Annotated in this window: 20 protein-coding genes and 1 tRNA gene; 12 read left to right on the forward strand and 9 right to left on the reverse strand. The window is 52.5% G+C overall.

What is annotated here, in order from left to right:
• The 3 genes from RRY12_07095 to RRY12_07105 form a co-directional block, all read right to left on the reverse strand.
• A partial coding sequence (locus tag RRY12_07095; GenBank protein ID MEG2184428.1) for an MATE family efflux transporter occupies window positions 1–993 on the reverse strand: 993 nt, incomplete at its 3' end.
• A gap of 313 nt (window positions 994–1,306) precedes the next feature.
• On the reverse strand, window positions 1,307–1,819 hold the full coding sequence (locus RRY12_07100; GenBank protein ID MEG2184429.1) for a cob(I)yrinic acid a,c-diamide adenosyltransferase: 513 nt from the start codon (window positions 1,817–1,819) through the stop codon (window positions 1,307–1,309).
• Window positions 1,820–2,320, reverse strand: a complete 501-nt coding sequence (locus RRY12_07105; protein MEG2184430.1) for a DUF2703 domain-containing protein — start codon at window positions 2,318–2,320, stop codon at window positions 1,820–1,822.
• Between the two features lie 183 nt (window positions 2,321–2,503).
• On the opposite strand from RRY12_07105, the gene RRY12_07110 reads away from it, so the two are divergent.
• A tRNA-Leu gene (locus tag RRY12_07110) sits at window positions 2,504–2,591 on the forward strand.
• Between the two features lie 101 nt (window positions 2,592–2,692).
• Here the strand turns inward: RRY12_07110 and RRY12_07115 are convergent.
• Window positions 2,693–3,313, reverse strand: a complete 621-nt coding sequence (locus tag RRY12_07115; protein ID MEG2184431.1) for a TetR/AcrR family transcriptional regulator — start codon at window positions 3,311–3,313, stop codon at window positions 2,693–2,695.
• A gap of 323 nt (window positions 3,314–3,636) precedes the next feature.
• Here RRY12_07115 and RRY12_07120 point away from each other — a divergent pair, with 323 nt between their 5' ends.
• The 4 genes from RRY12_07120 to RRY12_07135 all read left to right on the forward strand — a co-directional run bounded on the left by RRY12_07120 (window position 3,637) and on the right by RRY12_07135 (window position 8,099).
• Entirely contained in the window at window positions 3,637–4,935 is a 1,299-nt protein-coding gene (locus RRY12_07120) for a glycine/sarcosine/betaine reductase component B subunit (GenBank protein MEG2184432.1), read from the forward strand.
• A gap of 24 nt (window positions 4,936–4,959) precedes the next feature.
• Complete coding sequence (locus RRY12_07125) at window positions 4,960–6,261, forward strand: glycine/betaine/sarcosine/D-proline family reductase selenoprotein B (GenBank protein ID MEG2184433.1); 1,302 nt, start codon at window positions 4,960–4,962, stop codon at window positions 6,259–6,261.
• A gap of 138 nt (window positions 6,262–6,399) precedes the next feature.
• Window positions 6,400–6,555, forward strand: coding sequence for a hypothetical protein (locus tag RRY12_07130; GenBank protein ID MEG2184434.1), 156 nt, complete (start codon window positions 6,400–6,402; stop codon window positions 6,553–6,555).
• Window positions 6,556–6,665: 110 nt separating this feature from the next.
• On the forward strand, window positions 6,666–8,099 hold the full coding sequence (locus tag RRY12_07135; protein ID MEG2184435.1) for a hypothetical protein: 1,434 nt from the start codon (window positions 6,666–6,668) through the stop codon (window positions 8,097–8,099).
• Window positions 8,100–8,303: 204 nt separating this feature from the next.
• Here the strand turns inward: RRY12_07135 and gltS are convergent, their stop codons facing one another.
• The 3 genes from gltS to RRY12_07150 all read right to left on the reverse strand — a co-directional run bounded on the left by gltS (window position 8,304) and on the right by RRY12_07150 (window position 10,640).
• On the reverse strand, window positions 8,304–9,545 hold the full coding sequence (gltS, locus tag RRY12_07140; protein ID MEG2184436.1) for a sodium/glutamate symporter: 1,242 nt from the start codon (window positions 9,543–9,545) through the stop codon (window positions 8,304–8,306).
• A 109-nt stretch (window positions 9,546–9,654) separates the two neighbouring features.
• On the reverse strand, window positions 9,655–10,068 hold the full coding sequence (locus RRY12_07145; GenBank protein ID MEG2184437.1) for a hypothetical protein: 414 nt from the start codon (window positions 10,066–10,068) through the stop codon (window positions 9,655–9,657).
• Window positions 10,065–10,640 (reverse strand): UbiX family flavin prenyltransferase, encoded by a 576-nt coding sequence (locus RRY12_07150; protein MEG2184438.1) that lies wholly within the window; start codon window positions 10,638–10,640, stop codon window positions 10,065–10,067. The genes RRY12_07145 and RRY12_07150 overlap by 4 nt, the downstream gene beginning before the upstream one ends.
• A gap of 52 nt (window positions 10,641–10,692) precedes the next feature.
• On the opposite strand from RRY12_07150, the gene RRY12_07155 reads away from it, so the two are divergent.
• Window positions 10,693–11,181: a MarR family transcriptional regulator gene (locus RRY12_07155; GenBank protein MEG2184439.1), complete on the forward strand. Its 489-nt coding sequence runs from the start codon at window positions 10,693–10,695 to the stop codon at window positions 11,179–11,181.
• An 8-nt stretch (window positions 11,182–11,189) separates the two neighbouring features.
• Here the strand turns inward: RRY12_07155 and RRY12_07160 are convergent, their stop codons facing one another.
• Both RRY12_07160 and hcp read right to left on the reverse strand, forming a co-directional pair.
• A complete protein-coding gene (locus tag RRY12_07160) occupies window positions 11,190–12,833 on the reverse strand; it encodes a UbiD family decarboxylase (protein MEG2184440.1) in 1,644 nt (547 codons plus the stop codon).
• Window positions 12,834–13,015: 182 nt separating this feature from the next.
• Window positions 13,016–14,593 carry a hydroxylamine reductase gene (gene hcp / locus RRY12_07165; GenBank protein MEG2184441.1) on the reverse strand — a complete coding sequence of 526 codons (1,578 nt, stop codon included), beginning with the start codon at window positions 14,591–14,593 and terminating at the stop codon, window positions 13,016–13,018.
• Window positions 14,594–14,894: 301 nt separating this feature from the next.
• Here hcp and RRY12_07170 point away from each other — a divergent pair, with 301 nt between their 5' ends.
• The 6 genes from RRY12_07170 to RRY12_07195 all read left to right on the forward strand — a co-directional run bounded on the left by RRY12_07170 (window position 14,895) and on the right by RRY12_07195 (window position 23,790).
• Window positions 14,895–15,776 (forward strand): PAS domain-containing protein, encoded by an 882-nt coding sequence (locus RRY12_07170; protein ID MEG2184442.1) that lies wholly within the window; start codon window positions 14,895–14,897, stop codon window positions 15,774–15,776.
• A gap of 3 nt (window positions 15,777–15,779) precedes the next feature.
• Entirely contained in the window at window positions 15,780–17,270 is a 1,491-nt protein-coding gene (locus RRY12_07175) for a GGDEF domain-containing protein (GenBank protein MEG2184443.1), read from the forward strand.
• 171 nt (window positions 17,271–17,441) lie between these two features.
• On the forward strand, window positions 17,442–17,852 hold the full coding sequence (locus RRY12_07180; GenBank protein ID MEG2184444.1) for a hypothetical protein: 411 nt from the start codon (window positions 17,442–17,444) through the stop codon (window positions 17,850–17,852).
• Window positions 17,853–18,168: 316 nt separating this feature from the next.
• Window positions 18,169–19,488: an extracellular solute-binding protein gene (locus RRY12_07185; protein MEG2184445.1), complete on the forward strand. Its 1,320-nt coding sequence runs from the start codon at window positions 18,169–18,171 to the stop codon at window positions 19,486–19,488.
• 26 nt (window positions 19,489–19,514) lie between these two features.
• On the forward strand, window positions 19,515–22,718 hold the full coding sequence (locus tag RRY12_07190) for an ATP-binding protein (protein MEG2184446.1): 3,204 nt from the start codon (window positions 19,515–19,517) through the stop codon (window positions 22,716–22,718).
• Between the two features lies 1 nt (window position 22,719).
• Window positions 22,720–23,790 (forward strand): response regulator, encoded by a 1,071-nt coding sequence (locus RRY12_07195; GenBank protein ID MEG2184447.1) that lies wholly within the window; start codon window positions 22,720–22,722, stop codon window positions 23,788–23,790.
• Window positions 23,791–23,822 lie beyond the last annotated feature (32 nt).

Below are 23,822 nucleotides of genomic sequence, written 5' to 3' on the forward strand. Positions count from 1 at the left end.
GAACAGGGCTGCAATCTGTGAAGCGTATAAAAATACGCATAAGTAGATGGCCCCAGATATGACGAACGTAGTTATCAGCGCATAGGATAAGAGCGCCTGTACGCTTGAACGACGTCCGGCGCCGTGACTGGCGCTCATCAGCGGCTGGATGCCCTGAGCTACTCCCGTATAGATGGCCGTCACAATCAATGACAGGTTGGCAATTACCCCGTAAGCGGCGACGCCGATGTTCCCCAGCAGTCTCAACACGAGAGTGTTGAATATTATCATTACGATGCCCGCGGACAGTTCTGTGACGAGCGACGGCAGTCCCGATGAAAAGATGTTTGTGACGGTTTTTCGCATTATTTTGCACTTTACAAGTTTGAAAGAATTTCTTTTCTTTAGAAAAAATGGCGCAAGTACGCCCATGCTGATGATAGGAGCCAGCCCCGTCGCGAAAGCCGCGCCAAAAATCCCCATTTGCAGAGGAAAAATAAAAATATAATCAAGCATGACATTTGAGAGGCTTCCGGTGATCATCGCGGCCATAGCCATTTGAGGGCTGCCGTCGTTCCTTACAAAACATAGAAGTACGTTGTTCAGCAAAAACATAGGTGCAAATAAAAGCAGCACTCGCAGATAGATCATGCTCATCTGAAAAACGTTCCCGCCGGCGCCAAGCGCTGCCGCGATTTTGCCAGAAAACAACGTCCCTGCCGCAAAAAAGAAAAACCCCAGCGAACAGGCAAGCATGACGGCGTTTGTGAAGGTGCGGTCCGCCGCGGCGTCTTCATTTTGGCTTTTAAAAATGGAAAATTTAGTGCCGCCCCCGATGCCTACCATAAGCCCAGCGCCGTTTATAAAGCTGTAGACTGGCAGCGCAAGGTTGAGCGCGGCGAGCCCGTTCGCCCCAAGCCCTTTTGAGACGAAATAGGTGTCTGCCAAAATATAGCAGGAAAGGGCTATCATTCCGGCTACATTGAGCGATGTATATTTTGCAAAGTCTTTCAAACAATCCGACGCCCGCATAAAACAAGCCTCCATGTAAAACCGCCGCAGAACTGTCGTAAGCGGCTCGCGCAAAAAACAAAACGCCCAAATCGTCATTCCTTCTAAGGCCTAATGGAATGGGATCGGACGCTTACCCGGCGGCAATTCAATATTAAAATTAATGTGATACAGTAAAACACAGCCGACGCGCGATGTCAATGCGCATGGAGGTCGGCAGCCGACGCGCAAAAAAACTCTGACGCGCCCGTGCGGCGCGGCGGCAAAAGGCGCGCAAAGCACGGCTTTCGCCGCCGCACAGAGGGTGATGGGAAGGTTACCGCTCCTTTTTTGCCAGCGCGTCGATTTTAAGCGAAAGCAGATAGATGACGTCGGAAAGCCTGTTCAAAAATTTGAAGCCCTTTTCGTCGATGCGGCCGTCTCTGTACAGCGGGACCGCGATTCTTTCAGCGCGCCTTGCTATTGTGCGCGCCATGTGCAGCGCCGCGCCGCAGCGGGAGTCGCCGGGGCGTACGAAGCTCATGCCGCCCTCCGGCAGATCCTCCGAGATGCGGGCCGCCATGTTTTCGAGGATAGCCGCGTCTGGCTCGTCGTAATCGCATTTCGCAAAATAGGCCATCGCGCCGAAGAGGTAGTCCTCCAGGAACAACAGGTCGCGGGCCGCCGCCTCATCATCGCACATCGCGCGCGCAAGCCCCAGCGCCGCCTGGCATTCGTCCAGCGTACCGTAAAGTTCTACGCGCGGGTCGTCCTTTGCGACGCGCTCGCCGTTTGCCAGAGAGGTAGTGCCCTTGTCGCCGCCCTTTGTTATCACATTGATGTGCGCCATCTATTTATCTCCTTCTTTGCGTTCGCCGGCCTCTTCGTCGCCGCAGCCGCTCGCGCAGCTGTCGCAGTCTCCGCAGTGGCATGAACATTCATGCTGTGATTTAAAAGCCGTGCGCAGCACAGCCTCCATGAAAAATTCTTCGGGCAGCGTCTGGCATATCTCTCCGCCGAAGCTCGTAAATGTGCGGCATGGAAATTCCTGTCCCGACGGCGTTTTGCATTCGGGACACGGGGTGTAGTCCAGTTCGAGCATGAGGACGTTTTCGATCGGAGTTTCCGGGGTATCGCCATCCGCGCATTCTATCGTCACCATGTTGCCCATCATGAGATTATCTTCAGTCAGGTCGTCCATGATCATCTTGCGCAGTTTGAGCTTGAAGCCAAGCGGGATCATCTTGGGCGCCATGCGCGCCGCGAATTTCATAAGGTTGTCCCACGTCTCGTTCCACGGCGTCGGTTCTATATCCTTTACTGCATAATGAGTCAGAGTGATGGTCTTCACAGCAAATCCTCCTGCGTTTATGATTTATTAATGTAATTATATTACATCAGCAAACTCTTTGCCGCATTCGCGCCGTTTATTTATGCAGAGTTTTTACGGGACTATTGCGATTTCATTACATTTTTGCCGCCGGATAATTTTCTTATTGCGGCATTGGGCATCATGTTATAAAATAGCCACTATGCCGGAGTGGCGGAATGGCAGACGCAGCGGACTCAAAATCCGCCGAGGATAACCCCTCGTGGGGGTTCGACCCCCCCCTCCGGCACCATAATTTTCTTGGATTAAAAGAGCGTGAACGCGATATCCGTGTTCACGCTCTTTGTGGTTCAAGCCTACGCCCCGGTGCGAGCTCTTTCTCTGAACAGCCCCTCAACGGCATTTATCCTTATGATTTGTTATATATGGAGCAAGAGCGCTCTTAACGTAAGTTTCACTAAAATACTCTCTCCATTTGCGAATAAAGGACTCGTCACCCGTGATCCCAAAGTATGCGGAACAGCCAAAGATAGCAAACGCCATGCTGTATGAAAATTTCTCCACAGGAGTGTTTGTTAGCAATTCCCCTTCCGATATCCCTTCATTCAAAATCTGCGTAAGATGCTTGGCAATCAAATTGATACGATTTTGGGTTGGAGCGGTCATTGGCGTAAGCGTGTAATGCCTTGTCCAATGATACATATATTTGGAACCATAGTAAGAAAGAGTTAAATCGATCCAATCAGAAAAATAAGAATCTATGCGTGAGAGCACAGTTCCGCTGCCATGTGGGTGCAGTGAATGAAACGATTCGTAAAATTTAATGTTATCTATTTCCTCAAATAATTCCTTTAGCGACCCAAAATAGTAGTAAAAATTTCCAGAGGACATCTGGCACGCGTGGACTATGTCCGAAATACGGATCGCGTCATGACCTTTTTCCCTGATCAGGTCCTCTGCGACCTGTATAATTTTTTTTCGCGTGAGCGCAGCCTGCTCTTTTCGAGTCGTCATTTACAAGTTCACCTCGTTGTAAATCAATATTAGAACCACCAGTAAGATAACATTTTAAATATTATATATGTTAATAGAAATACACGCAATGTTATTGTAAGTAAATTGCAATAATTAAGCGTACGCCCTAAGTTTGGAGCTGTAGCAGTAGGTTTCTTTAAAGGAGTCTACGGCCACGGTAGCCTATTTACATTTAATGAAAATAGTAATAGAATAATTTCATTGAAATTTTTCAATGAAATTATAGCAAAATATTCGACGAATATTTCAACGATATTGCGACTGAAATATTGACCTTTAGCGCAAGAAAGAGGAGCGAGTCTATGAAAAAGCTGGAGATTGGTAATTTTCACGTAAGGGACATCTTTTTTGGCGAAGAAACTGCATTTAAAAATGGAGTGCTCACGGTTAACAAGAAGGAAGCAATTGCTTACTTAAACCCTGAGGGCAAACTGACCAACATCGAACTTTATGTAGTCAGACCAGGAGACAGCGCTCGTTTGGTTCCGGCAAAAGCGGCGGTGGAGCCGCGCTATCGTCCTGATGGCCGCGCCGTCTTCCCAGGCTACACCGGTCCCATGGAAAGCGCCGGAGACGGTGTGCTTTATGCGCTAAAGGGCATGAGCGTCATTTGCTGCGGCAAGTACGGAAACATGGTAGACGGCATGATAGATATGTCTGGACCGGCGGCCAAACACAGCATCTATGCCCAGTTGATCAATTTGGTGGTGTACGCGGAACGAGCCAATGAAAAAGACCTGGATCTTTCCATACGCGTAGAAACTGACCAACGGCTGGCAGCTCATCTTTTGGCGGAATATGTCGCAAGAGCGCTGGAGGGACAGGAGCCAGAGGACTGGGAATGCTACGCACTGGAGCCTGGGGCTGCTGAAGCTGAAAAAAAAGGCCTCCCACGCGTCGGCTATCTCATGAGCGTCTATAATCAGTACGCCAATAACTGTAACGACATGATCTATGGCGCCGACAGCCATAACATGTTATCTGTCTTTATGCATCCCAATGAAGTGCTCGACGGCGCGCGCGCCGCTCAATTCGGTCTGATGGGTCAAACGACCGCAGCTTACGGTTTTCAAAATGATCCGACTCTCAAACATCTGTATAAGGAGCACGGCAAAACTATCAATTTTATTGGCGTAGTGCTGTACCCCACGGACGTATCGAACAACATGAAGCTTCGCGTTAAAAACGCAAGCGGTCAGCTTGCTTCTGCTCTAAAACTTGACGCTGCGGTTGTCAGCGAATGGGTGGGCGGCAGCAACGCGGATGTCGATTTCTTCTATCAGTTGGCGGAATTGGAAGACCGCGGCATCAAGACCGTAGGGATCATGGCGGAGCACGGCGGTAAAATGATGCAGGATCTCCGCGGAAACGCAATTGTTTCAGGAGGAGACACTGGCGCAATTTATGAATTGCCTGCAATGGATCTTGTCATTGGAGATATCCAGTCCACAGTCAGGGACTATTTCTATGGCTCCTGGCCCGTGCATAGTGAGTACGGACCAAGTCTGAGGCCGGACGGCTCGTTGATAGTCAATATGTACATGATAGCGGACGGCGGTAATACGACGGGCTTCCTGACCAAGACAGTCAAAGAATACTAAGAGATACTTTAGGAGGAGCTATTGATGAGACAAGCAATTTTATTTATCAATCAGTTCTTTGCCGGCGTTGGCGGCGAAGGGCAGGCAGATTTTGAACCGGTCATTCTGGATGGCCCTGTAGGTCCAGGGATAGCGTTGCAAGCTGCTTTGACGAATGTAACTATTACTCACACCGTAGCCTGCGGCGATAACTTTATGAACAGCAACCGTGATGAAGCGATCGCCATGATCCAAAAATTCCTGGATGATAAAAGCTTTGATCTGTTCCTGGCAGGCCCAGCTTTTCAGTCTGGACGCTATGGCATGAGCTGCGGCGAGTTGTGCAAGTTTGTCAGCGAGCATTACAACGTACCGGCTGTTACAAGCATGAACGAAGAAAGTCCCGGCGTTGACGCTTATCGTGAAAATCCGAATATCTACATCGTCAAAGGACATAAAAGCGCCGCAAAAATGCGCGCAGACGTCGAGGCGATCGCTAAACTAGCCAATAAGCTGGCAGCAGGTGAAGATATCCTCTGGGCGGAGGCCGAGGGCTACTTTGGACGCGGGATCCGCAGGGAGGTTTTTGTGGAAAAAACGGCCTCCGAGCGTGCAGTAGATATGCTGCTTGCCAAATTAGCCGAAAAACCATATACGACAGAATACAAAATAGAGGTCCACGACGTGGTGCAGCCCGCTCAGGCCGTGGCCGACCTACAGACGTGCAAAATCGCTCTAATTAACAGCGGGGGGCTCGTGCCTGTTGGAAATCCCGATCGCATGCCTTCGGGCACAGCCTCTATTTGGAAGCTTTACCCCACTGATGAGCTGGACGCATTTTTGCCTGGCGAATTTTATAGTGTTCACGGAGGCTTCAGCACAGATTTCGTCAACGCCGATCCCGAAGCGCTGGTGCCATTAAAAACCGTCAAAGAATTACTTAAAGAGGGCGCTTTTGGAGCGCTTGCACCTTTCTTGTACAGCACTACCGGCAATTTGACCGCTTTGAAGGATGCTCGTCGGATGGGCAAGGAGATGGCGGAAGATCTCAAAAGTAAACAGGTCAGTGCGGCAATTTACGTATCCACCTGAGGAAGCTGCACGCGTTGCGGTGCAACGATGGTAAAAGAGCTGGAAAAAGCAGGTATCCCCACCGCTCATATAACAAACATGACGCCTGTTGCGAAGGTCACAGGAAGCAACCGAATCGTTCCGGGGGTCGCGATCACGAATCCGTGCAGTGACGTGACGCTGCCTAAGGACGAGCAGGAAATAATGAGAAGAAAGCTTATAGAACGCGCACTTGAGGCAGTCTCTACGGACGTTTCCGGTCCCACATTTTTTTGATTTGAACTTTGCGGCTGAGGTGTGATTACACCTCAGCCGCTTCGTCTGAAGCTGAGAGAAAACGGCGTTACGTACACTGCCCAAGGCTGTAACGCAGCTCACGCAGAAAACTAAAATATCAAGAAAGGAGGATTCATAATGGGACCTTTTGGAATTCCTTGGTCTATCACTGCTGTTTACGTTCTTGGCGCAATCGGAGTGCCGATCGCCATTGAAATCATGCTCCACTCCAGCTGGTGGAAGAAACAGTCCGATTACTACTATTCTTTCAATGACAAACAGAAGAAAGTATAGCAAAAGACAGGCATCAGAATAGGAAGGAGAGGTTGTCTATGAAAATTAGTTGGTTACAAATTGGAATGGCAATTAGTTATATGGTGGTTCTTATCTGTGTGGGCATGTATATGAGCCGGAAAGTGAAAACAAGCTCCGACTATTGGATAGGCGGAAGGTCGGTAGGGCCTGTCGCAACGGCCATTTCGTACTGCGCGGCCTACTACAGCACGGTGGCGATCATCGGTGGCCCTCCGCTATACTATCTTTACGGGATGGGTTACTCCGCACTGGAATGTTTTTTAAATGTTTTCCTTACCGGGTTTGTGATTTTTGTTTTGTTTGCGCCAAAAATGCGGGCCATTTCCGAACGGGTGGACGTAGTATCTCTTTCCGGGTTTTTGGCAGTGCGCTACCGTTCCAACAAGATCAGGTTGATTTGTGCGATCATCATAGCGCTCATGATGATTCCCTACGCTATGTCATGCGTCAAAGGTATCGGAGACGCGTTGACTTCAATCGCCGGGATCCCGTATCAAATCAGCGTCGTCGTCATTGTCATAGTCTCGTTTGCCTATCTGATCACCAGCGGTTACTGGGGCGCTGCCACAGTTGATCTAATCCAGGGGCTTACCATCACTCTGGCGGTCGTGGTTACGGCTATTGCCATCTTGATACACACCGGCGGCATTACCCCGATAGTGAGCTATATGGTGAATGAACATCCGAATCACGCCACTATGACTGGCGGGCTGTCGTGGAGCGCGATTTTCAGCTACGCGGGAGTTTGGGCCTTTATAGCGTTTGGGCAGCCACAGCTCACTACAAAATTCCTGGCTTTGAAAGACAACCGCACCGTAGGCGCCGTAATGCGCATATCCACAGCGTGGCAAATCATATACTGGCTGTGCACGGCGATCATTGGCATGGGCGCGCTGTATCTCTACAAAGGGAAGGGGTTTGTCAATATTGATTTAATAGCTCCTACTGCGGCAGCAGATTTCGGCGGCTCGATTACTGCAGGGATATTCCTGTGCGGCGCTCTTGCCGCAGGCTTTTCCACAGTTGCGGCGCTTGTGTTGACTTCATCCGCCGCGGTTGCAAAGGATATCTATGAAGACTATCGTTCCATTGCCACAGGAAAACAGGTGGATTCCACAAAATCCGTCAAACTTTCCAGGGTCGTCACAGGAATCGTGTTGCTTGTCATTGGAGTTGGATCCTTGTATCCGCTTGATTTTGTATGGTCCCTCTCTACGATGTCGGCCGGTGTCATGGGCGCTGCTTTTACGGCCCCAATCTTGCTGGGGATTTACTGGAAACGGGTCACCACTCAGGGATGCTTTGCTGCAATAATCGGAGGCTCTATACTCTCCATAATCTGGTATATTACAGGTATGTCCAGCCTTGTGCACTCATTTGTGCCTGGTACGCTCTTGTCTTTTATACTGATGGTCGTGGTCTCCCTTATGACGCGACCCATGCCGAAAGAACATGTTGACGTGTTCTTCGAGGCAAACTGCGATCAGGAGAAGATAGACGCGGCGATTGCCAGCGCAAAATAATAGAGTGCTCTCACGAGGCCGTATAACAGCCCCGTGAGGGCGCTCTCTTTTTCGTATCTCAAAACATTCAAGACGCAATCGCAGTTATGTTTTTCAAAGAGGGACGCCGCTTACGATAAAATAAGGCGGCGTCTCTTTATGTCAAGCCATTCTTGGCGGATTTTGCGCGAGGTACCAAAAGCGTTCTATTGCGCGACTATTTGCTTATTTATTGAAGCCTTCCACAAATGTTTTGATGAACCAGATGGTCTGCGGCTGATAGATGATGTCTACGAGGAACGCTCCCACGATGGGGACTATCATCATGGCGCGGCGGCTCATTCCATATCTTTCGTTGACGGCCGTCATGTTGACTATCGCGGAAGGCGTCGCGCCGAGCCCGTGGCCGCAGAGGCCGGCGCACATGACCGCCGCGTCGTAGTTCGAGCCAAGTACCCTGAATACGATGAAATAACTTGCCGCGATCATAAAGAGCACCTGACAGACAAGGACTGGCAGCACTCCGCCGACCAACCCTTCCAGTTCCCACAGCTTCAGCGTCATCAAGGCTATCGACAAATAGAGCGACAGCATGACGTAGCCGATGCCGTCAACAAGCACGAAGTCGAATTTGTAGAGGTGCATGCCTTCGTTTAAGTTGCGCAGGACAACGGCGGCAAACATAGCGCCTACGTACGAGGGAAAGCTCGTGCCGACCGTGTTTCCTATCCAGCCTGAAATGAGGACGCCGGCTGCCATGCATACCAGTATTGCGGCAACGTTTTTCATGATGTCGATTGTGGAGAGGCGCTTTTCTGACGTCGCGTCGGCGCAGCCCGTCTCAGAATTAAAGTCTTCGTTTTCGTCAGCCTTTAAGTTATGCTTGACTATCAGGCGTTGTCCCACCGGGCCGCCTATGATCACCGCGCTGATGAGGCCGAAGGTGGCGGCTCCCATCCCAACGAGCGAGGCGGAGGGGTATCCCATTTCGACAAAGGTGGAGCCGTAAACCCCGGCCGCGCCGTGGCCTCCGATCATTGAGACGGCGCTGGAAAGCAGCGCGTATGGAGCCGGCAGACCAATTAGTTTGCCAACGACGACCCCTATGATGTTTTGGCATATCGAGACGGCGCCCGCGACAAGCCAGTAGACGATAAGCAGCGCGCCGCCCTTTTTTAAGAGTTTGAAGCTGGCGCCCAGGCCGACCGTTGTAAAAAATGCCAGCATGAACGGGGCTTGGAAATATGTATCAAAATCAATAGAAAATCTTCCTGTCTTATATCCGAAATAGGTTGCAAACATAAAGATAAAACCGCCGACGACGGGCGCGGGGATGCAGTATTTAACTAAAAAGCCGAGCTTGCTTTTTACGTGATAGCCAAGAAGCAGCAACAGCGCCGATACAGCCACCGTTACGATGGCTCCGGTTTTGATTATCAGTAAACCGTAAATTATTTCAAACGACATTTTCAACGCTCCGCTCTTTTTGACCTACATTTGTATTTTATTCAGAACGTCAAAAGCTGTCAATCGTCGGGGCATGGGCGGCGATGATGTGCGGCCGTAAAGCCGCTCACTACCGCGGGCCGTCGGCGCTATGGATGAAAAAGTCTATTACGTCGCGGCAGAGCTCCGACGCGGCCATGGTTATCTCTTCTATTTCTTTGGGCGACGCGTCGTCTATGTGGACGCCGGCGCTTACCGTGACGCGGCAGTTCAGCGCGGCCGCCGTCATGCGTGCGGCAGAGCGCGCAAGTTCGTCGTCGCGGTGTCCCGCTGCGCAGATTGAACTGACGCAGGCTGAGGCCGCGCCGCCGAGTCCCGGGGCTGCCGCGGCAAAGGCGACGGCTCCAATGTGCGGAGCGCTTCCGCCGCATATACAGAGGTTCAGGTCGTTTCCGCAAAGGAGCGCCGCTGCTGTGAGGCAGCACCTGGCGCCCGCCGCTTTTGTGAAGATCTTGACTGGCCATTCGCCGCACGCCGCGTTCATTTCGCGCGCGCCTCCGGGCCGTCCCACGCGCGGAAATTTTCAAATTTCAGATAGAACTGCATCAGCGCCTTTCCGGTAAAATGGTCGATTTGATGTTTAACGTCCTGTTCGTCGTGGTAAAAGGTAAGCATAGGCGGGAGTATCACCGCGCCGTCTTCTGCGGCCCTCAGCATGTTCCTAAGGTGCGAGCGGGCAAGCGGTGATTCTCTTGGCGCCAGCACCAGTTTGCGCCCCTCTTTGAGAGTAGCGTCCGCCGCGCGTATGAGCAGATTTTCGTCGTAACCGTTAGCTATTCCAGAAAGTGTTTTCATGCTGCATGGCGCTATGATCATTCCGTCAGTTTCAAATGAGCCGCTTGCAACCCGCGCCGCCATGTCGTTTACGTCATAGGAATAGTCGGCTAAGGCCGCGGCGTCTTCTGCCGTGAGCGCGGTTTCGCAGGAAAGCGTCAGCTTTGCCGCATCGGTGATGATAAGATGCGTCTCCACCTCCTTGTGCGCCCTGAGCGCCTTAAGTATGCTGCAGCCGAGTATTGCGCCGCTTGCCCCTGAAATACCTACTATGATCCGCATTGTACCACCCCGTTTTGTTTGTGATATACTGAAAATATGGAGGATCGCCATAATGGAGCCTATTGAAAATAAATCGCTTGCCGTGCTGATAAGCCGGCTTCAACGCAATTTCAAACGTTACTGCGAAAAGCGCCTCAAAGAAGAGGGGCTTAATATAAGCGTCTATTACTACCTCAAATACATAGAAGCAAACGACGGCTGCACTTTGAACGATCTCACGCGCCACATGCACGTGGACAAGGCGCATACGACGCGCATCGTGCGTCAGCTTGAGACTCTCGCCTGGACGGAGCGCGGGAGCAATCAACGCGATATGCGCGAGAGCGCGCTGCACATCACAGCTTTAGGAAAAAAGACGGCCGCACGGCTGGAGCAGATATTCTTTGACTGGGACGCGCACCTTGCGGATCTTTTTTCCGAGGCGGAGGCGGACGCTCTGCGCGAGGCGCTTTCGCGCGCCTACGCGCTCGTAGACGAAGAGGTCGGCGGCGCGCCGCTTCGCACATGGAACGGAGCGCTGCCTCTCAAAGACCCCAAATAGAATGTCCGCTATCCCTTTTGCCGCGCCGGTTTTTTCAGCGTGTAATATTCTGTAAACGGAACGCGAGTGCGCCGGTAATATTCGTCAAGCTCGAAATAGTCTCCTGCTGTCGCCATGTCGGCGCGGCGGGTGAGCTTTTGCGACCATCCGCCAAGGTCGTAGCCGTACCACGGCATACTTAGGTTCAGCTCCGGCAGCCCCAGCTCTTTCCATATCTCACATGCGCGTTCCATATACTCCCTGCGCGGGAGCGAGACTGGGCTGAACTTGCGTCCGCGTAGCGTCGCGTCTATGAGCACGACAGACTGCGGCGCGTCTCCGTTCAGCGTGGTGCAGTTGCCCTCTTCGTCAAGCGGGCCGAACGGCGGGAGAGGCCCTTTTTTGAATCCGCGGATTATCTGCATGTCGGCGTCAGGTTCGCAGCGCACGCTTATCGCCCAAAGGACCTTTTCAATGCTGCGAGGGTCGATGTCGCTGTCAACGGCGACTATCATCTTGCTGCCAAGAGCGTAGGCCGAGGCCGCGGCCATCATCGCGCGCACCACCTCGTCGTTTGCGGGATTGTCGAACTGAATGACGGTAAGAGCCTTCGCGCCGAATTCTTTGTTGTAGCAGTAGACTTCCTTGACGCTCTTTATGCCCATTTCGCCTACAAGCCGCCGCGTCAGCACGCCGTTTGCGTTTATGCCGAGCATCACGCTGCTTTCCGTAGGCGGCGCCTGGCTCAGCAGCGTTTCAAATATCGCGTCCTTTCGATAGGTGACGCATTTCAGTTCCATGAAAAGGTCGTGATGGCTCGGGTTCATATAGCCGTGGTATTCGCCGAACGGCCCCTCTATCTCAAGCTCGTCCATCTTGATGACGCCTTCAAAGACGATCTCAGCGTTTGCCGGAACCATCAAATTTGACGTTTTGCACCTCACTACCGGTATGGATTCTCCCATCATCGCGCCCGCGACGCCTATCTCGTCCATTCCGCGCGGAGCTTTCAGCGTCGCCGCGTAGTTCAGAGCGGGCGGCCCTCCTATCACGATAGCCACCGGAAGGTCTACGCCCATCTCCACAGCGCTCTTTATATGGATAAAAATATCCTGCTGCGGCCCGAGTATTTTCAGCCCGCAGCGCGTCGGAGACTTGATGTGCGCCCTGTAGTTGCCGACGTTTCTTTCGCCGGTTGCAGGGTCTTCTGTTACCCACTGCGCGCAGGTGAGAAACGGCGCAGGGTCGAACCCAGGCGTGCTTATCGGGATGGGGAAGAGGTCAAAGCCGTGCTGCGCGTTTTCGTCTTTATCGACGCGGACGACCACCTCCTGCACGGGAGCTTCCGTCACCTCGTGCGGTTCGATCGGACGGCTGATCGCCTCGTCGATTTTTTTCAGCACTTCGCTTGCCTTACAGTCGATGCCCATTTCGTACATCTTTTCGCTTGCAGCCATCGCCCCTATAAGCACCGGAGTATCGTAATGCCGCCCCTTTGAATCCACGACGTTCTCAAAGAGAAAGGCCCTGCGCTGCTTTTCCGGCAGTGATAAAAACTGTAGACGGCAGAGCGGGTTCAGCTCCGTGTCTTTGTTGATAGGTCTTGTGATTCGCAGCAACATGCCGTTTGCTTCAAGCAGCGCGATATGCTCATGCAGATCTTTGCTTGCCATATAAGTACCCCCTTCATTGCAGGTCGGTTTTATTTTTTATTACGGTAGCACCGTTAGTTGATTGAGTCAACTATATTGAGCGGTTAAAGATGAAGACGAGGGAAAATTGCGGAGAAAAAAGTTCGGCGCGGCTGGGAAAGAGCCACCGCCGCGCCGAACTTTTTTAGTGATTTTACAGTGTTTTATCCAAGGATGGCCTTCAAGTCCTCTTTTGCGTCGCCTGTCGGTTTGATCTCGAACTTTTCTACGAGCACCTTCAGCACCTCCGGGCCGATGAATGAGGGAAGCGTTGGCCCAAGTCGGATGTTCTTTATGCCGAGGAAGAGCAGCGAAAGCAAGATGCAGACGGCCTTTTGTTCGTACCATGAGAGTACAAGCGAAAGAGGCAGGCCGTTTACGTCTGTGCCGAAGGCCTCCGCAAGCGCCATCGCAATTCTTACGGCGGAGTATGCGTCGTTGCATTGGCCGCAGTCGAGCAGACGCGGAATGCCTTCGATGTAGCCGAAGTCGAGTTTGTTGAAACGGTATTTTCCGCAGGCGAGCGTCAGTATCGCACAGTCATTTGGAACGTTTTCCGCAAAGTCGGTGTAGTAGTTGCGCCCAGGCTTTGCGCCGTCGCAGCCTCCTATAAGGAAGAAATGGCGCAGCTTTCCGGCCTTCACAAGCTCTATCACCTTAGGCGCGGCCGCCATGACGGCGTTGTGGGCAAAGCCTATCGTGATGCGTTTTTCAGGCGCGTCTTCGGTGAAGCCGGGGGCGGCAAGGGCCGCCTCGATGACGGGCGCGAAATCGTAATTTTCGATGTGGCGCACGCCGGGCCATTCCACAAGCTCCATCGTGAAGATGCGGTCAATGTATGTCGGCTTCGGACGCTGGATGCAGTTCGTGCTCATGACGATAGCGCCGGGGAATTCGTCAAACTCTGTCTGCTGGTTCTGCCACGCGCCGCCGTAGTTCCCAACGAGGTGCGGATATTTTTTCAGAGCCGGATAGGCGTTGCACGGCAGCATCTCGCAGTGCGTGTAGACGTTGACGCCAGTGCCTTCGGTCTGTTTCAGCAGCTCTTCAAGCGCCTTCAGGTCGTGGCCGGAAATGAGGACGGCCTTGCCCTTTACGGGCGTGACGCGTACAGAGGTGGGTTCCGGGTCGCCGTACGTTCCGGTGTTGGCCGCGTCAAGCATTGCCATGACGGAGATGTTTGTCTCGCCTATCTTTAGATTGAGCGCCAGCATCTTCTCCACCGTAATGTCGCTGCAAAGCAGTGAGGCCATCGCCTCTATAAAGAAGGCGTCGACCTTTTCGTCCGTGCGGCCAAGCTCGCGCGCGTGGAAGGCGTAGGCCGCCGTTCCCTTCAGCCCATAGATGGCAAGCCACTTAAGGCCGCCAAGGTCCGCGCCGTATTTTTCGATGTCTGTGCGCGGCGAGAACGGCGCGGCTGCCGCCGTCATCTCTTCAAAGCTCTCCTCGCGCGGCGCGGGTTCTTCTGCCGTTTTTGCGGCAAGAGCCGTTGTGCTCGCGATTTTTGCCGCTATGCTTTTTGCGTCGAAATTGACATTTGTCACTGTGGAGAAGAGGTTGTCGATTATTACTCCGGCCACCGACTCTGTAGGCGCGCCCTTTTCTACGGCCGCGCGCGCAAGCAGCATCGTGCGGTGCAGCAGCAGGTCTTGAAGGTCGGAGCAGACTGGTTCTTTTCCGCAGACGCCGGACACTTCACAGGCAATATTTTTAGCTCTCTGTTCACACTGATAGCAAAACATATTTTATCTCCCCTTTGTTTATGATTAATAACATAATTAAGTATCTTAATGCTTTAATTGCTGATATAAGAGTAGCGCATCTTAAATATTTTTGCAAGCCCTTTTCTTGGTAATTTCAGGAAATAATACTGAATCTTGACGAAGGCGCCGCCACCCCCTGCTTATTTAAAAAAGTTAAAAAAAATGTGGACAATGGCGGCTGTTTTGTGTTTGCTACTTGCAATATTTATAAAAGCGAGATATACCTGATAGTAATTACTATTTATGTACGACATCATTGGAAATGTAGGGATGTTTCGGGATGATTGAACAACAAAGCAGCGAAAGACCAGAGCACTATAACGACGACCAGTTTCTGACAGCCAGATCATTCCCGGCTGGTATCTGTAAATTTTTGCCTGACGAGGCGTTTACCGTTACTTTTATAAATGGGAAGGCGCTGGCCGTTGTCGGCGTCGACTATGCAGAAAATCTTCTTTCTCTGATCCACGAGAAGGATTTTGGCCGCTTTCATGATGAAGTGACGGCAAATATATCGCAGGGCGCGTATGATTTTCAGTGCGAAGCGAGGATAGTTCGCAAAGACGGCGGCGGCGCGTGGCTTTTGTTCTCCATTTCCTACGATCCCACGACAAATGAAGCCGCAGCCGTGCTGGTGGATATGACTTTGCGCAGGCGCGCCGAAGAACAGCTTCGCGTCAAAGAAGAAGAATACAGCATGGTGATGGCGCATACCAATAAACATATTTTTCGTTTTGACGTGCGCCAACGGAAGGCCTACCTTCCAAAGGACACGCTTGAACTTCTGGGCTACTTCGGCGACGTCGAGATAAACGTTCCAAATTCTGTGCTGGCCTCCGGCGCGCTGCCCGCTGAGAGCCAGGCCGTTTACGTAAAATTTTTTGAGGATATGGTGGCAGGCATTCCCAACGGCCAGGCCTACATACAGTTTCGCGTCAAGGACGGCTCTTTTCGCTGGTTCCGCATGAACTATTCGCTCGTATGCGACGAGGACGGAGAACCTTGGCAGGGCATCGTCTCCTTTGAGGACGTCACAGAACTGCGCGAGCGCGAGGCGGCCTATCAGAAATGGAAGCAGACCTACCGCGCAATAGACCCGCAGAAGATGATGTACTATGAATTCAACCTTACGCAGAGAACCTGCGAATGTGAAGAGGGCTAGCTGGTGCCTCACATTTCGCGGGCAGGCAATTTTACGATGGAGGCCATGACGGAGATCGCCGCGGCAAATACCCTCTACGAAAATGACCGCGACAGCTACGAACAGTTTTTCAACGTTGAACGAATGAAGGGGCTTTACGCGCAGAATAAACGTACGGACATGCTGGAGTTCCGCTATTACGCGAAGGACGGCTCTGTGAGATGGGCGCGCGCCGTCATCGACCTGCTGCAATACCCCTATTCCACCGATATAAAATGCTATTTGCTCATTGAGGACGTCCACGAGGGACGTATCGCCAATATCACTCTGCTTGAGCGCTCAACGCGCGATTCGCTCACCTCCGTGCTGAACAGGAGGGCCTTTGAGGATTCCGTAAAAGAGCTGCTGGAGGGCGAGGCCCTGGGTGACGGCGCGGTAGTTATGATGCTTGACGTGGACGGCTTTAAATATGTCAATGATTCTATGGGACACGCCGTCGGCGACGACGTGCTCATTCACGTCGCTGAGAGCATTTCTTCGCTGATGCGCCCAGGGGAGATGGTAGGCCGCATGGGCGGCGACGAATTTATGATATGCCTGCGCGGCGCATCCCGTGCCGAGGCCGCGGCGCGCGCCGATATGATAGGCCGCCTCGCACGTCTTTACGAAAAGGAAAGCGTAAACGTTTCAGTGAGCATAGGGCTTGCCATGTACCCCGACGACGCACGGAACTTTGAGGACATATACAGATGTGCGGACCGCGCCCTCTACGCGGCAAAGAACGAGGGCAAGGACCGGCACATGTTTTACGACGCCTGCATGGAAGAAAACGGCGTCGCTGCGCAAGTGGGGGAAGGCTCCGCGCTGTTCGATAAAAAAGCGCACGTCCCGCAGTTTCAGGCGCTGCGTGAAAAAATATTGGAGGCCAGCCGCCGCGCGGCGGATGACGGACGCGACCTCTCAAAATTAAATTCGCTGATGCTGCGTATGCGCACCTCGGTCTTTGAATGGAACGCGGAGGAGGGCCTCGTGCAGTGCAGCGGCGCGCTCTACGATTATCTGCTCTTTGACGAGGGCCGGATAGACAAAGTGGTGCAAAATCCCGCGATTGACGCGCTCCATCCAGACGACGCGGAGCTGTATAAAAAGAACGTCACCTACAGCTTTTTCTACGGCGCGCAAAACCTCCGCACCGTATGCAGGCTGAAGCGTCACGACGGCGTCTACGCACAGTGCCGTTTCAATATATTCTGCGAACGCAACAAACAGGGCGGCCTCTTGCGCGTCTCCGGGATGCTTCAGGAACTGGGCCGGGAGTTCCGTGTGCAGGACCTATATCCGGAGATGGTCGTCAATAATATGATCGCGGGTTCCGTAGTGCTGGAAGTTTCCGATAAAATGCAGTTTGTCTACGCGACCCCATCCTTTTACAAAGTGACCGGCATCCAGGAGGATGTTTCGCTTGCCTGCGATTTTGAAAATACGCTGATGAAGGTGCTGCCGGACGACCGCTAACATATCCGCAGCGCGCTTAAAACAGCCGCGGCTCTTGGAAAGGCGGAGGCCGTTTACAGAGTCATTCTTGCCGAAGGCATCGGGTGGAGATGCGCGCGGATATCCGTAGCGCAGAAAAACGCCGCTTGCGCCGTTTGCGTAGCCACCGTTTTTGACGTAACGAGCCAGCAGATGTACGGCGCATACCTTCGCGCCGCGGCGGAACTGACGCGCAGCGGGATGTTCGTCTATGAGAGCGGCAAGCCTGTAAAGCTAACGGCAGCAAGCGATTGGTTCAAAAAAAATGTGCTCAGAAGCGGCGAAGATGAGAAAATTTTTAAAGAGGAACACCTTACAAGGCTTATTGCGCCAGAGGCGCTGGAGTCGGTAAAAAAGAGGCTTGACGCAAACGCCGCAACGCAGCAGGAAAATGCCGTCTCATGCCGCATAAACCTGCGTGGCGCGCCAGGCGCTCCCGCGAAGCTCTGTCTGCGTTCCGCCTTTTTGGGACTTTCCACGGAGGGCAGGAGGCTCAATCTGCTTATCCTAACGGAGGCCGGGGCGGACGTTGCACCGGACATCCCGGCGCGCGAGCTTTTTTAGACAGACGCGCGCGGCAAGCATCCATAACGCGCCTTGCGGATGCGGCGGCAAAAGCCGCCGCAACGGGCACATAGCCGCCGCGATAAAACGCGAGGGACCACGCAGCCGCCGCGCCATTTTGACGCGGCGGCTCGTATTTTCTGTTTTTGATCGGCGTTGTGCGCCGGCAACTTGTATCTCTCTTCCTTTATGTTATTATTACAGCGGCAAATCATAACAGCACAGCTTGGTCTCTGCCGCGCGGCAGTTTTATTGACAGCTCCCATGATGTGCAGATAACGGGGACGTATTTATAAAATAAAAGAGGAGCGTTTTGTTGAAAAAATATATTGTCCTTCTCGTGCTGCTTTTTATATCGGGCCTTTGCGGATATTTTATCTTGAGAAACCACGAGGGCGCGGCATCTTCCGTGTATACGGACAAAAATGTTTTTAAAGCTCCAATGTATAAATGGGGAGACGTCTCTGGTGAGACTATAACCATCTGGAATAAATCCAAAGAGCTGGAGCGCCCCTATATGAAAAAGGCCTTTGAACGCTACCGGCAGCTCACGGGAAATAAAATAAAAATAGTGGACCTCCCCGCGGCGGATTTTGTAAAAGAGACGGCGCGGGCTCTTGCTTCCGCCGACGGCGGCATCGACATCCTGCTGAGCTACGGCGGCACAAACATAGAAAACCTCGACCCCGACAAAAATTTTTATGACTTCACAAGCGCGGTCTGGGCGCGTGACGTCACTGTCTCCGCGCTGAGCCAGGCCGTCTACAACGGCCGCATAGTAGGCCTGCCGCACTGGGAGGCCTCTGTCTCAGGCACGCTCTACAATAAAAAAATATTTGCAAAATACGATTTGAAGCCGCCGACAAACCAACGCGAATTTATGGCCGTGTGCGAAGAGCTGCTGCGCCACGGCGTGACGCCGGTCTATCTGCCCTATAAAGAGATAACGATGCTCCTTTACCAGTTCCCGATGGACGCCATTACGGAAAACGTTAAAAACATCATGGCGCTCAACAGCGGCGCCAGCAAATACGCGGACTTTCCTGAAATGAGAAAAATCATCGAATGGTATAAAACGATGTCCGACAAAGGTTATTTTGGCGAAGACTATCTAGGGAACGACTGGAACGGCATGGATGGCGCGATGAAGGGTGAAAAATACGCGATGATGCTCTGCTGGGACACCTGGCTATACACCAACTTCACCGGGGATCCAAACGATTTCGGCCTTATGCCGGCCTTTATGGGTTATCCAGACGAAGGCACCTTTGAGGGGGCGAACCTTGCCATCTTTATGGTCAACAAGAAGAGCCGCCATTTAAAAGCCGCGCTAGATCTCGTGAACTTCCTCGCCGACCCACACAACTATAATATTACCTTCGATAAAATGTACACCGCCCCCATCTTCAAAAATCAGGTGAAAAACATATCCACGCCGCAGTATATGGAGGTGGAGGGCGCCGCGCAGAAACTGACGAGAGAGTCCTACACATGGCTTCGCGTAAGGGGCTTCTCGCAGTCCGACGCGCAGTATATCCAAAAATACATGAGGGGCGGCGGCGCCTACACCGTGGACGACTGTCTGCGCGAGATGGACATGGCGCGCCTTGAGCGCTGCGCCGCCGAGCGGTTTTGATATGAGTAAGCGGGAGGCTGACTTTATTGCATAAGGCTGTGGAAGAGCTGAACAGCAAAAACAACAGGCTGGCCTTTGTCATTGTGCTGACGGCCATCTCCGTCGTCGTCTTTGCCGCGGCGGTCGCCTCATACCTCAGAAATTTTGAGAACGCGCTTGTGACGGAAAACAGCAGCTACCTCTCCGAGATTGCGGAACATATCGCCGTCAACGTACAGATAGTGGTCGACGACAGGGAAAAGGCGCTGGAGACCGCGGCTCTATCCTTTGCGGCTCTGCCTTCCGGAAACGCCCGCCGCACCTTCCTTGAGACCTTCGCTAAAAAATACGGCTTTGAATACGCCGCCTACTGCGACGTTGCCGGAAAGACCACAGCTACGCTTCCCTTTGAAGAAAAAGACCTCAGGCTCGAACCGTATTTCAAAAAGACGGCAGAGGGCGCAAAGAGCGTTACCAGCTATCTGCCGATGAAGATAATGCAGAACAGAGTCGTCTCCGGGCTGCTTTTCAGCGTCCCAGTCTATGGCGCGGGCGGAGAATGCGGTAAAGTCAAGGGCGTTCTTGTCGCGCTGCTTGATATGAAGACGCTTGGCGAACTGCTGCACATAGCGGCCTTCAACGGCCAGGGCTCGACATATATCATAGACAGCAACGGCGACACCGTGCTCCACACCTCGCGCATCGACTACGGGAACTTTTACTTTGCAATGAGGAATACGACATTTGACAGCCGCTACAGCGTGGACGAGATGATAGCAAACATCGAAAAGCGCAAGTCCGGCTTTACCATCTACAGCAGCTTTGGCGTCAAGAAATATCTTTACCATAAATATCTGGGTATAGATTCATGGAGCGTCGTCTCCACAATAGACAAAGACATAATAACGGCAAAGACGACGCGGCTTACGCGCGAACTTATGGCGGCTGGCGTCTTCATGATATTCCTCTTCCCAACGCTCCTTGCCGCCGCCTTCGTGCTTCTTGGGGCCTCTCGCGGCTACAAACGCGACGCTGAGGCGAAGAGCGCCTTCCTCGCCAATATGAGCCATGAGATACGCACCCCGATGAACGCCATCATCGGCATCAGCGAAATATTGCTTCGGGAAAAAATCACGGGGCGGCAGAGAAAGTATGTGGTCAACATCATAAACGCCGGCAATGGGCTGCTTGCCATCATCAACGATATTTTGGACATATCGAAGATAGAGTCCGGCAAATTCTCCATCGTCAACGAGGAATACGAACCAGAGTCCCTCATATACGACATAGTCACCATCATTTCAATAAAAATAGCCGACAAGCCGGTCGAGTTCATCGTTGACATAGACCCGTCGATGCCGAAATATCTCACGGGCGACATGATAAGGGTAAAGCAGGTGCTGCTGAACATCATAGGCAACGCCGTGAAGTTCACAAGCCGCGGATACATCAAGCTGAGCTTTTGCGCAAAGCCGCTTGACGACGGCACGGCGGAGATAGAGATCTCCATAGAGGACACTGGCATCGGGATACGGAAAAAAGATATGGACGACCTGTTCGTCAGCTTCAATCAGGTGGATACGCACCGTAACCACGCAATAGAGGGAACGGGGCTCGGCCTCATAATCTCAAAGCGGCTCTGTGAGATGATGGGCGGCGGTATAACCGTAGAAAGCGAATACGAAAAAGGCTCCACCTTCACCGTCCGTATCAGACAGGGGCTTACAAGGCCGGAGATGATGATGCGCATTGGCGACGTACGAAATGTCAGCGTACTGATGCTTGAGGAATCGGAGATGCTGCGCGGGCATTTCTCCTCGTGCCTCCAAAAAATGAAGCTGCAATACGAACTTTGCGCCGACTATGAGAGCTTTGTGAAAAAACTTAAGGCCGCGCGCGTCACGCACGCAATCGTGCGGCCTGAAACGCTGCAAAGGCTTATTGCGGATAAACTTGCGGTGGACGGCGTCAGCCTCATCGTCATGCTCAGTTTAAAAGATCAGACTATGACGGAGGATTACAAACTTACGATACTGTCGCCGCTCTTCACGCCGCAGCTTGCGGCGATAGTAGACGGACGGTGTGACGGCGCGTGTGCGCAGACGTTCGGCGGGATAGAGCTGCTTGCCATACAGCCCATGCCGTTTGTCAGGATACTTTTGGTAGACGACAACGAGGTCAATCTACAGGTGGCAAACGGCCTTATGCTTCCATATCACATGCAGGTCGACTACGCGCTTTCCGGTAAAAGGGCCGTCTCAATGATACAAGCGCGCGACTACGACATCGTATTCATGGACCACATGATGCCGGATATGGACGGAGTGGAGGCGGTCAAGATAATACGCTCTCTGCCGGACGAACGGATGCGCGAGCTTCCGATCGTGGCGCTCACCGCAAACGTCACGCAGGACGCGAGGGAGCTGTTTATGAAGTCGGGCTTCGACGACTTCCTCTCAAAACCAATTGAGACGGTGCAGCTGGATGCGATACTGAAAAAATGGCTCAAGGATAAAAACGACGAACGCGCGCGGGAAAATCCCGAAGAGGCGAAGGCCTATCAGAAAATGTTTGCGCGGGAGGAAGAGAACCGTTCTCCGAAGAATACGGTAGAAGAAGAATTTATGTATACGGACTGCGTGAACTTTGCCGCGGGCGTGGAAAAGCTTGGAAGCAAAGAACTCTACTGCGGTATTCTTGACACCTACTGCCGATCGGCGGCGGAAAAGCTGGCCTGTCTTCCGAAACTTTTTGGGGAGGAAGAGATGGAGCGCTTCGCAATAGAGGTGCACGGCATAAAGGGCGCAAGCGCGGGCGTATTCGCGGGGGCTGTCGCCGAAAGGGCCGCGGAGCTTGAACGTTTCGCAAAAGATTGCGCGATAAGCGATATAGCGGAGGCTCTGCCGCCGTTTTTGAAACTGCTTGAAAAAACGCTTGGCGAAATAAGAGCCTTTGTGGACGAATACGGCAAAAAGCGGCCGGAACCGTCGGCGGAAGAGCGGCGCCGCTCCGAAACGCCACTTTCCGCAGACGCGCTCGCCGCATTCAAAGAGGCCTTCCTCGATTTTGATACGGAGAGGCTCAAGGGACTATTTGAAGAACAGTCGACGCTCGTCTACGACGAAGACAGCATGGATCTGCTTTCAAAACTGCAAGAGTGCTTCGCGGGCTACGAATTTGAAACTCCTGTAAAGCTGATCGAAGAATACGAAGCGGCCTCAAGCGCCAAAGATAAGGACGGTAATAGGTAAGATGGACGAAAATCAGAGAAGGCATATCGTTATAGTTGACGACGAAGCGGTCAACCTGGATTTGGCTGAGAGCGTCTTAAGCGGTCATTATAAACTGACTAAGCTCATCTCGGGACATCAGCTTCTTAAACTTCTGACGCGCGTCAAGCCTGATATGATACTGCTGGACGTCCGTATGCCGGAGATGGACGGATATGAGATACTTCGTCGGATAAACGAAGAGCCGCAGCTGCGCAACATCCCAGTGATATTCCTCACGGGGCAGGACGACGTATCAAGCGAACGAAAGGGCTTTCAGCTTGGGGCGAAGGATTTCATAAAAAAACCGTTCGACAACGACGTCATGTTTGCCCGCATACGCTCGCAGATGGAGCTTTACGAATACCGCACGATGCTGGAGCAGGTCGTGGAGGAGAAGGCCAGCCGCATAAGCGACCTGCAGCATGTGCTGACGGTGAGCTGGGCGGAGATGATAGAGTCGCGGGACGGCACCACCGGCAACCACGTCCGCAACACGATGGAATACTATAAAATACTTATAAACGCCATGCTCAGATATCCGAAATACGAAGACGAACTCCCGGAACGGATGATAAACGAGATTTTTCGCGCCTCCGCGCTGCACGACATCGGAAAGATAGGCATCAGCGACACGATACTAAAAAAGCCGGGGCCGCTTGACGCGGGAGAATTTGAAACCATGAAGGCGCACAGCGCGATAGGCGCCCAGATGATAGGCAAGATAATCTCAAAGTCGCATTTTGACGAATTTCTCAACTTTGCGAAGGACATGGCGAACTACCATCATGAGCGCTGGGACGGCACCGGTTATCCGTGCGGACTTAAGGGCCTTGAGATACCGACCTACGTGCGCGCTCTCTCAATAGTCGACGTTTACGACGCGCTCACGTCGGTGCGCCCGTATAAAAAAGCCTTCTCCCACCATGAGGCGCTTGATATAATCACGCGGGACTGCGGAAAATTTTTTGACCCGGAGATATTTACCGTCTTTATGGAAAACCATGAGGCAATGGCCGCCATGCCGAAGGACGGCCTTCTGATAGTCGAGTGACAAAAAGCGCGCCGCCCCGTGAGGGAGCGGCG

The organism is Cloacibacillus sp. (genome assembly GCA_036655895.1).
Lineage (GTDB): Bacteria > Synergistota > Synergistia > Synergistales > Synergistaceae > JAVVPF01.

Excerpts from the sequence above, each read along its gene's own strand:
- RRY12_07155 (MEG2184439.1), top strand. The coding sequence starts at position 10,693 with ATGGAGCCTATTGAAAATAAATCGCTTGCCGTGCTGATAAGCCGGCTT.
- RRY12_07130 (MEG2184434.1), top strand. The coding sequence starts at position 6,400 with ATGGGACCTTTTGGAATTCCTTGGTCTATCACTGCTGTTTACGTTCTT.
- RRY12_07145 (MEG2184437.1), bottom strand. The coding sequence starts at position 10,068 with ATGAACGCGGCGTGCGGCGAATGGCCAGTCAAGATCTTCACAAAAGCG.
- RRY12_07100 (MEG2184429.1), bottom strand. The coding sequence starts at position 1,819 with ATGGCGCACATCAATGTGATAACAAAGGGCGGCGACAAGGGCACTACC.
- RRY12_07150 (MEG2184438.1), bottom strand. The coding sequence starts at position 10,640 with ATGCGGATCATAGTAGGTATTTCAGGGGCAAGCGGCGCAATACTCGGC.
- gltS (MEG2184436.1), bottom strand. The coding sequence starts at position 9,545 with ATGTCGTTTGAAATAATTTACGGTTTACTGATAATCAAAACCGGAGCC.
- RRY12_07180 (MEG2184444.1), top strand. The coding sequence starts at position 17,442 with ATGTACGGCGCATACCTTCGCGCCGCGGCGGAACTGACGCGCAGCGGG.
- RRY12_07170 (MEG2184442.1), top strand. The coding sequence starts at position 14,895 with ATGATTGAACAACAAAGCAGCGAAAGACCAGAGCACTATAACGACGAC.
- RRY12_07115 (MEG2184431.1), bottom strand. The coding sequence starts at position 3,313 with ATGACGACTCGAAAAGAGCAGGCTGCGCTCACGCGAAAAAAAATTATA.
- hcp (MEG2184441.1), bottom strand. The coding sequence starts at position 14,593 with ATGTTTTGCTATCAGTGTGAACAGAGAGCTAAAAATATTGCCTGTGAA.
- RRY12_07120 (MEG2184432.1), top strand. The coding sequence starts at position 3,637 with ATGAAAAAGCTGGAGATTGGTAATTTTCACGTAAGGGACATCTTTTTT.
- RRY12_07135 (MEG2184435.1), top strand. The coding sequence starts at position 6,666 with ATGAGCCGGAAAGTGAAAACAAGCTCCGACTATTGGATAGGCGGAAGG.
- RRY12_07160 (MEG2184440.1), bottom strand. The coding sequence starts at position 12,833 with ATGGCAAGCAAAGATCTGCATGAGCATATCGCGCTGCTTGAAGCAAAC.
- RRY12_07195 (MEG2184447.1), top strand. The coding sequence starts at position 22,720 with ATGGACGAAAATCAGAGAAGGCATATCGTTATAGTTGACGACGAAGCG.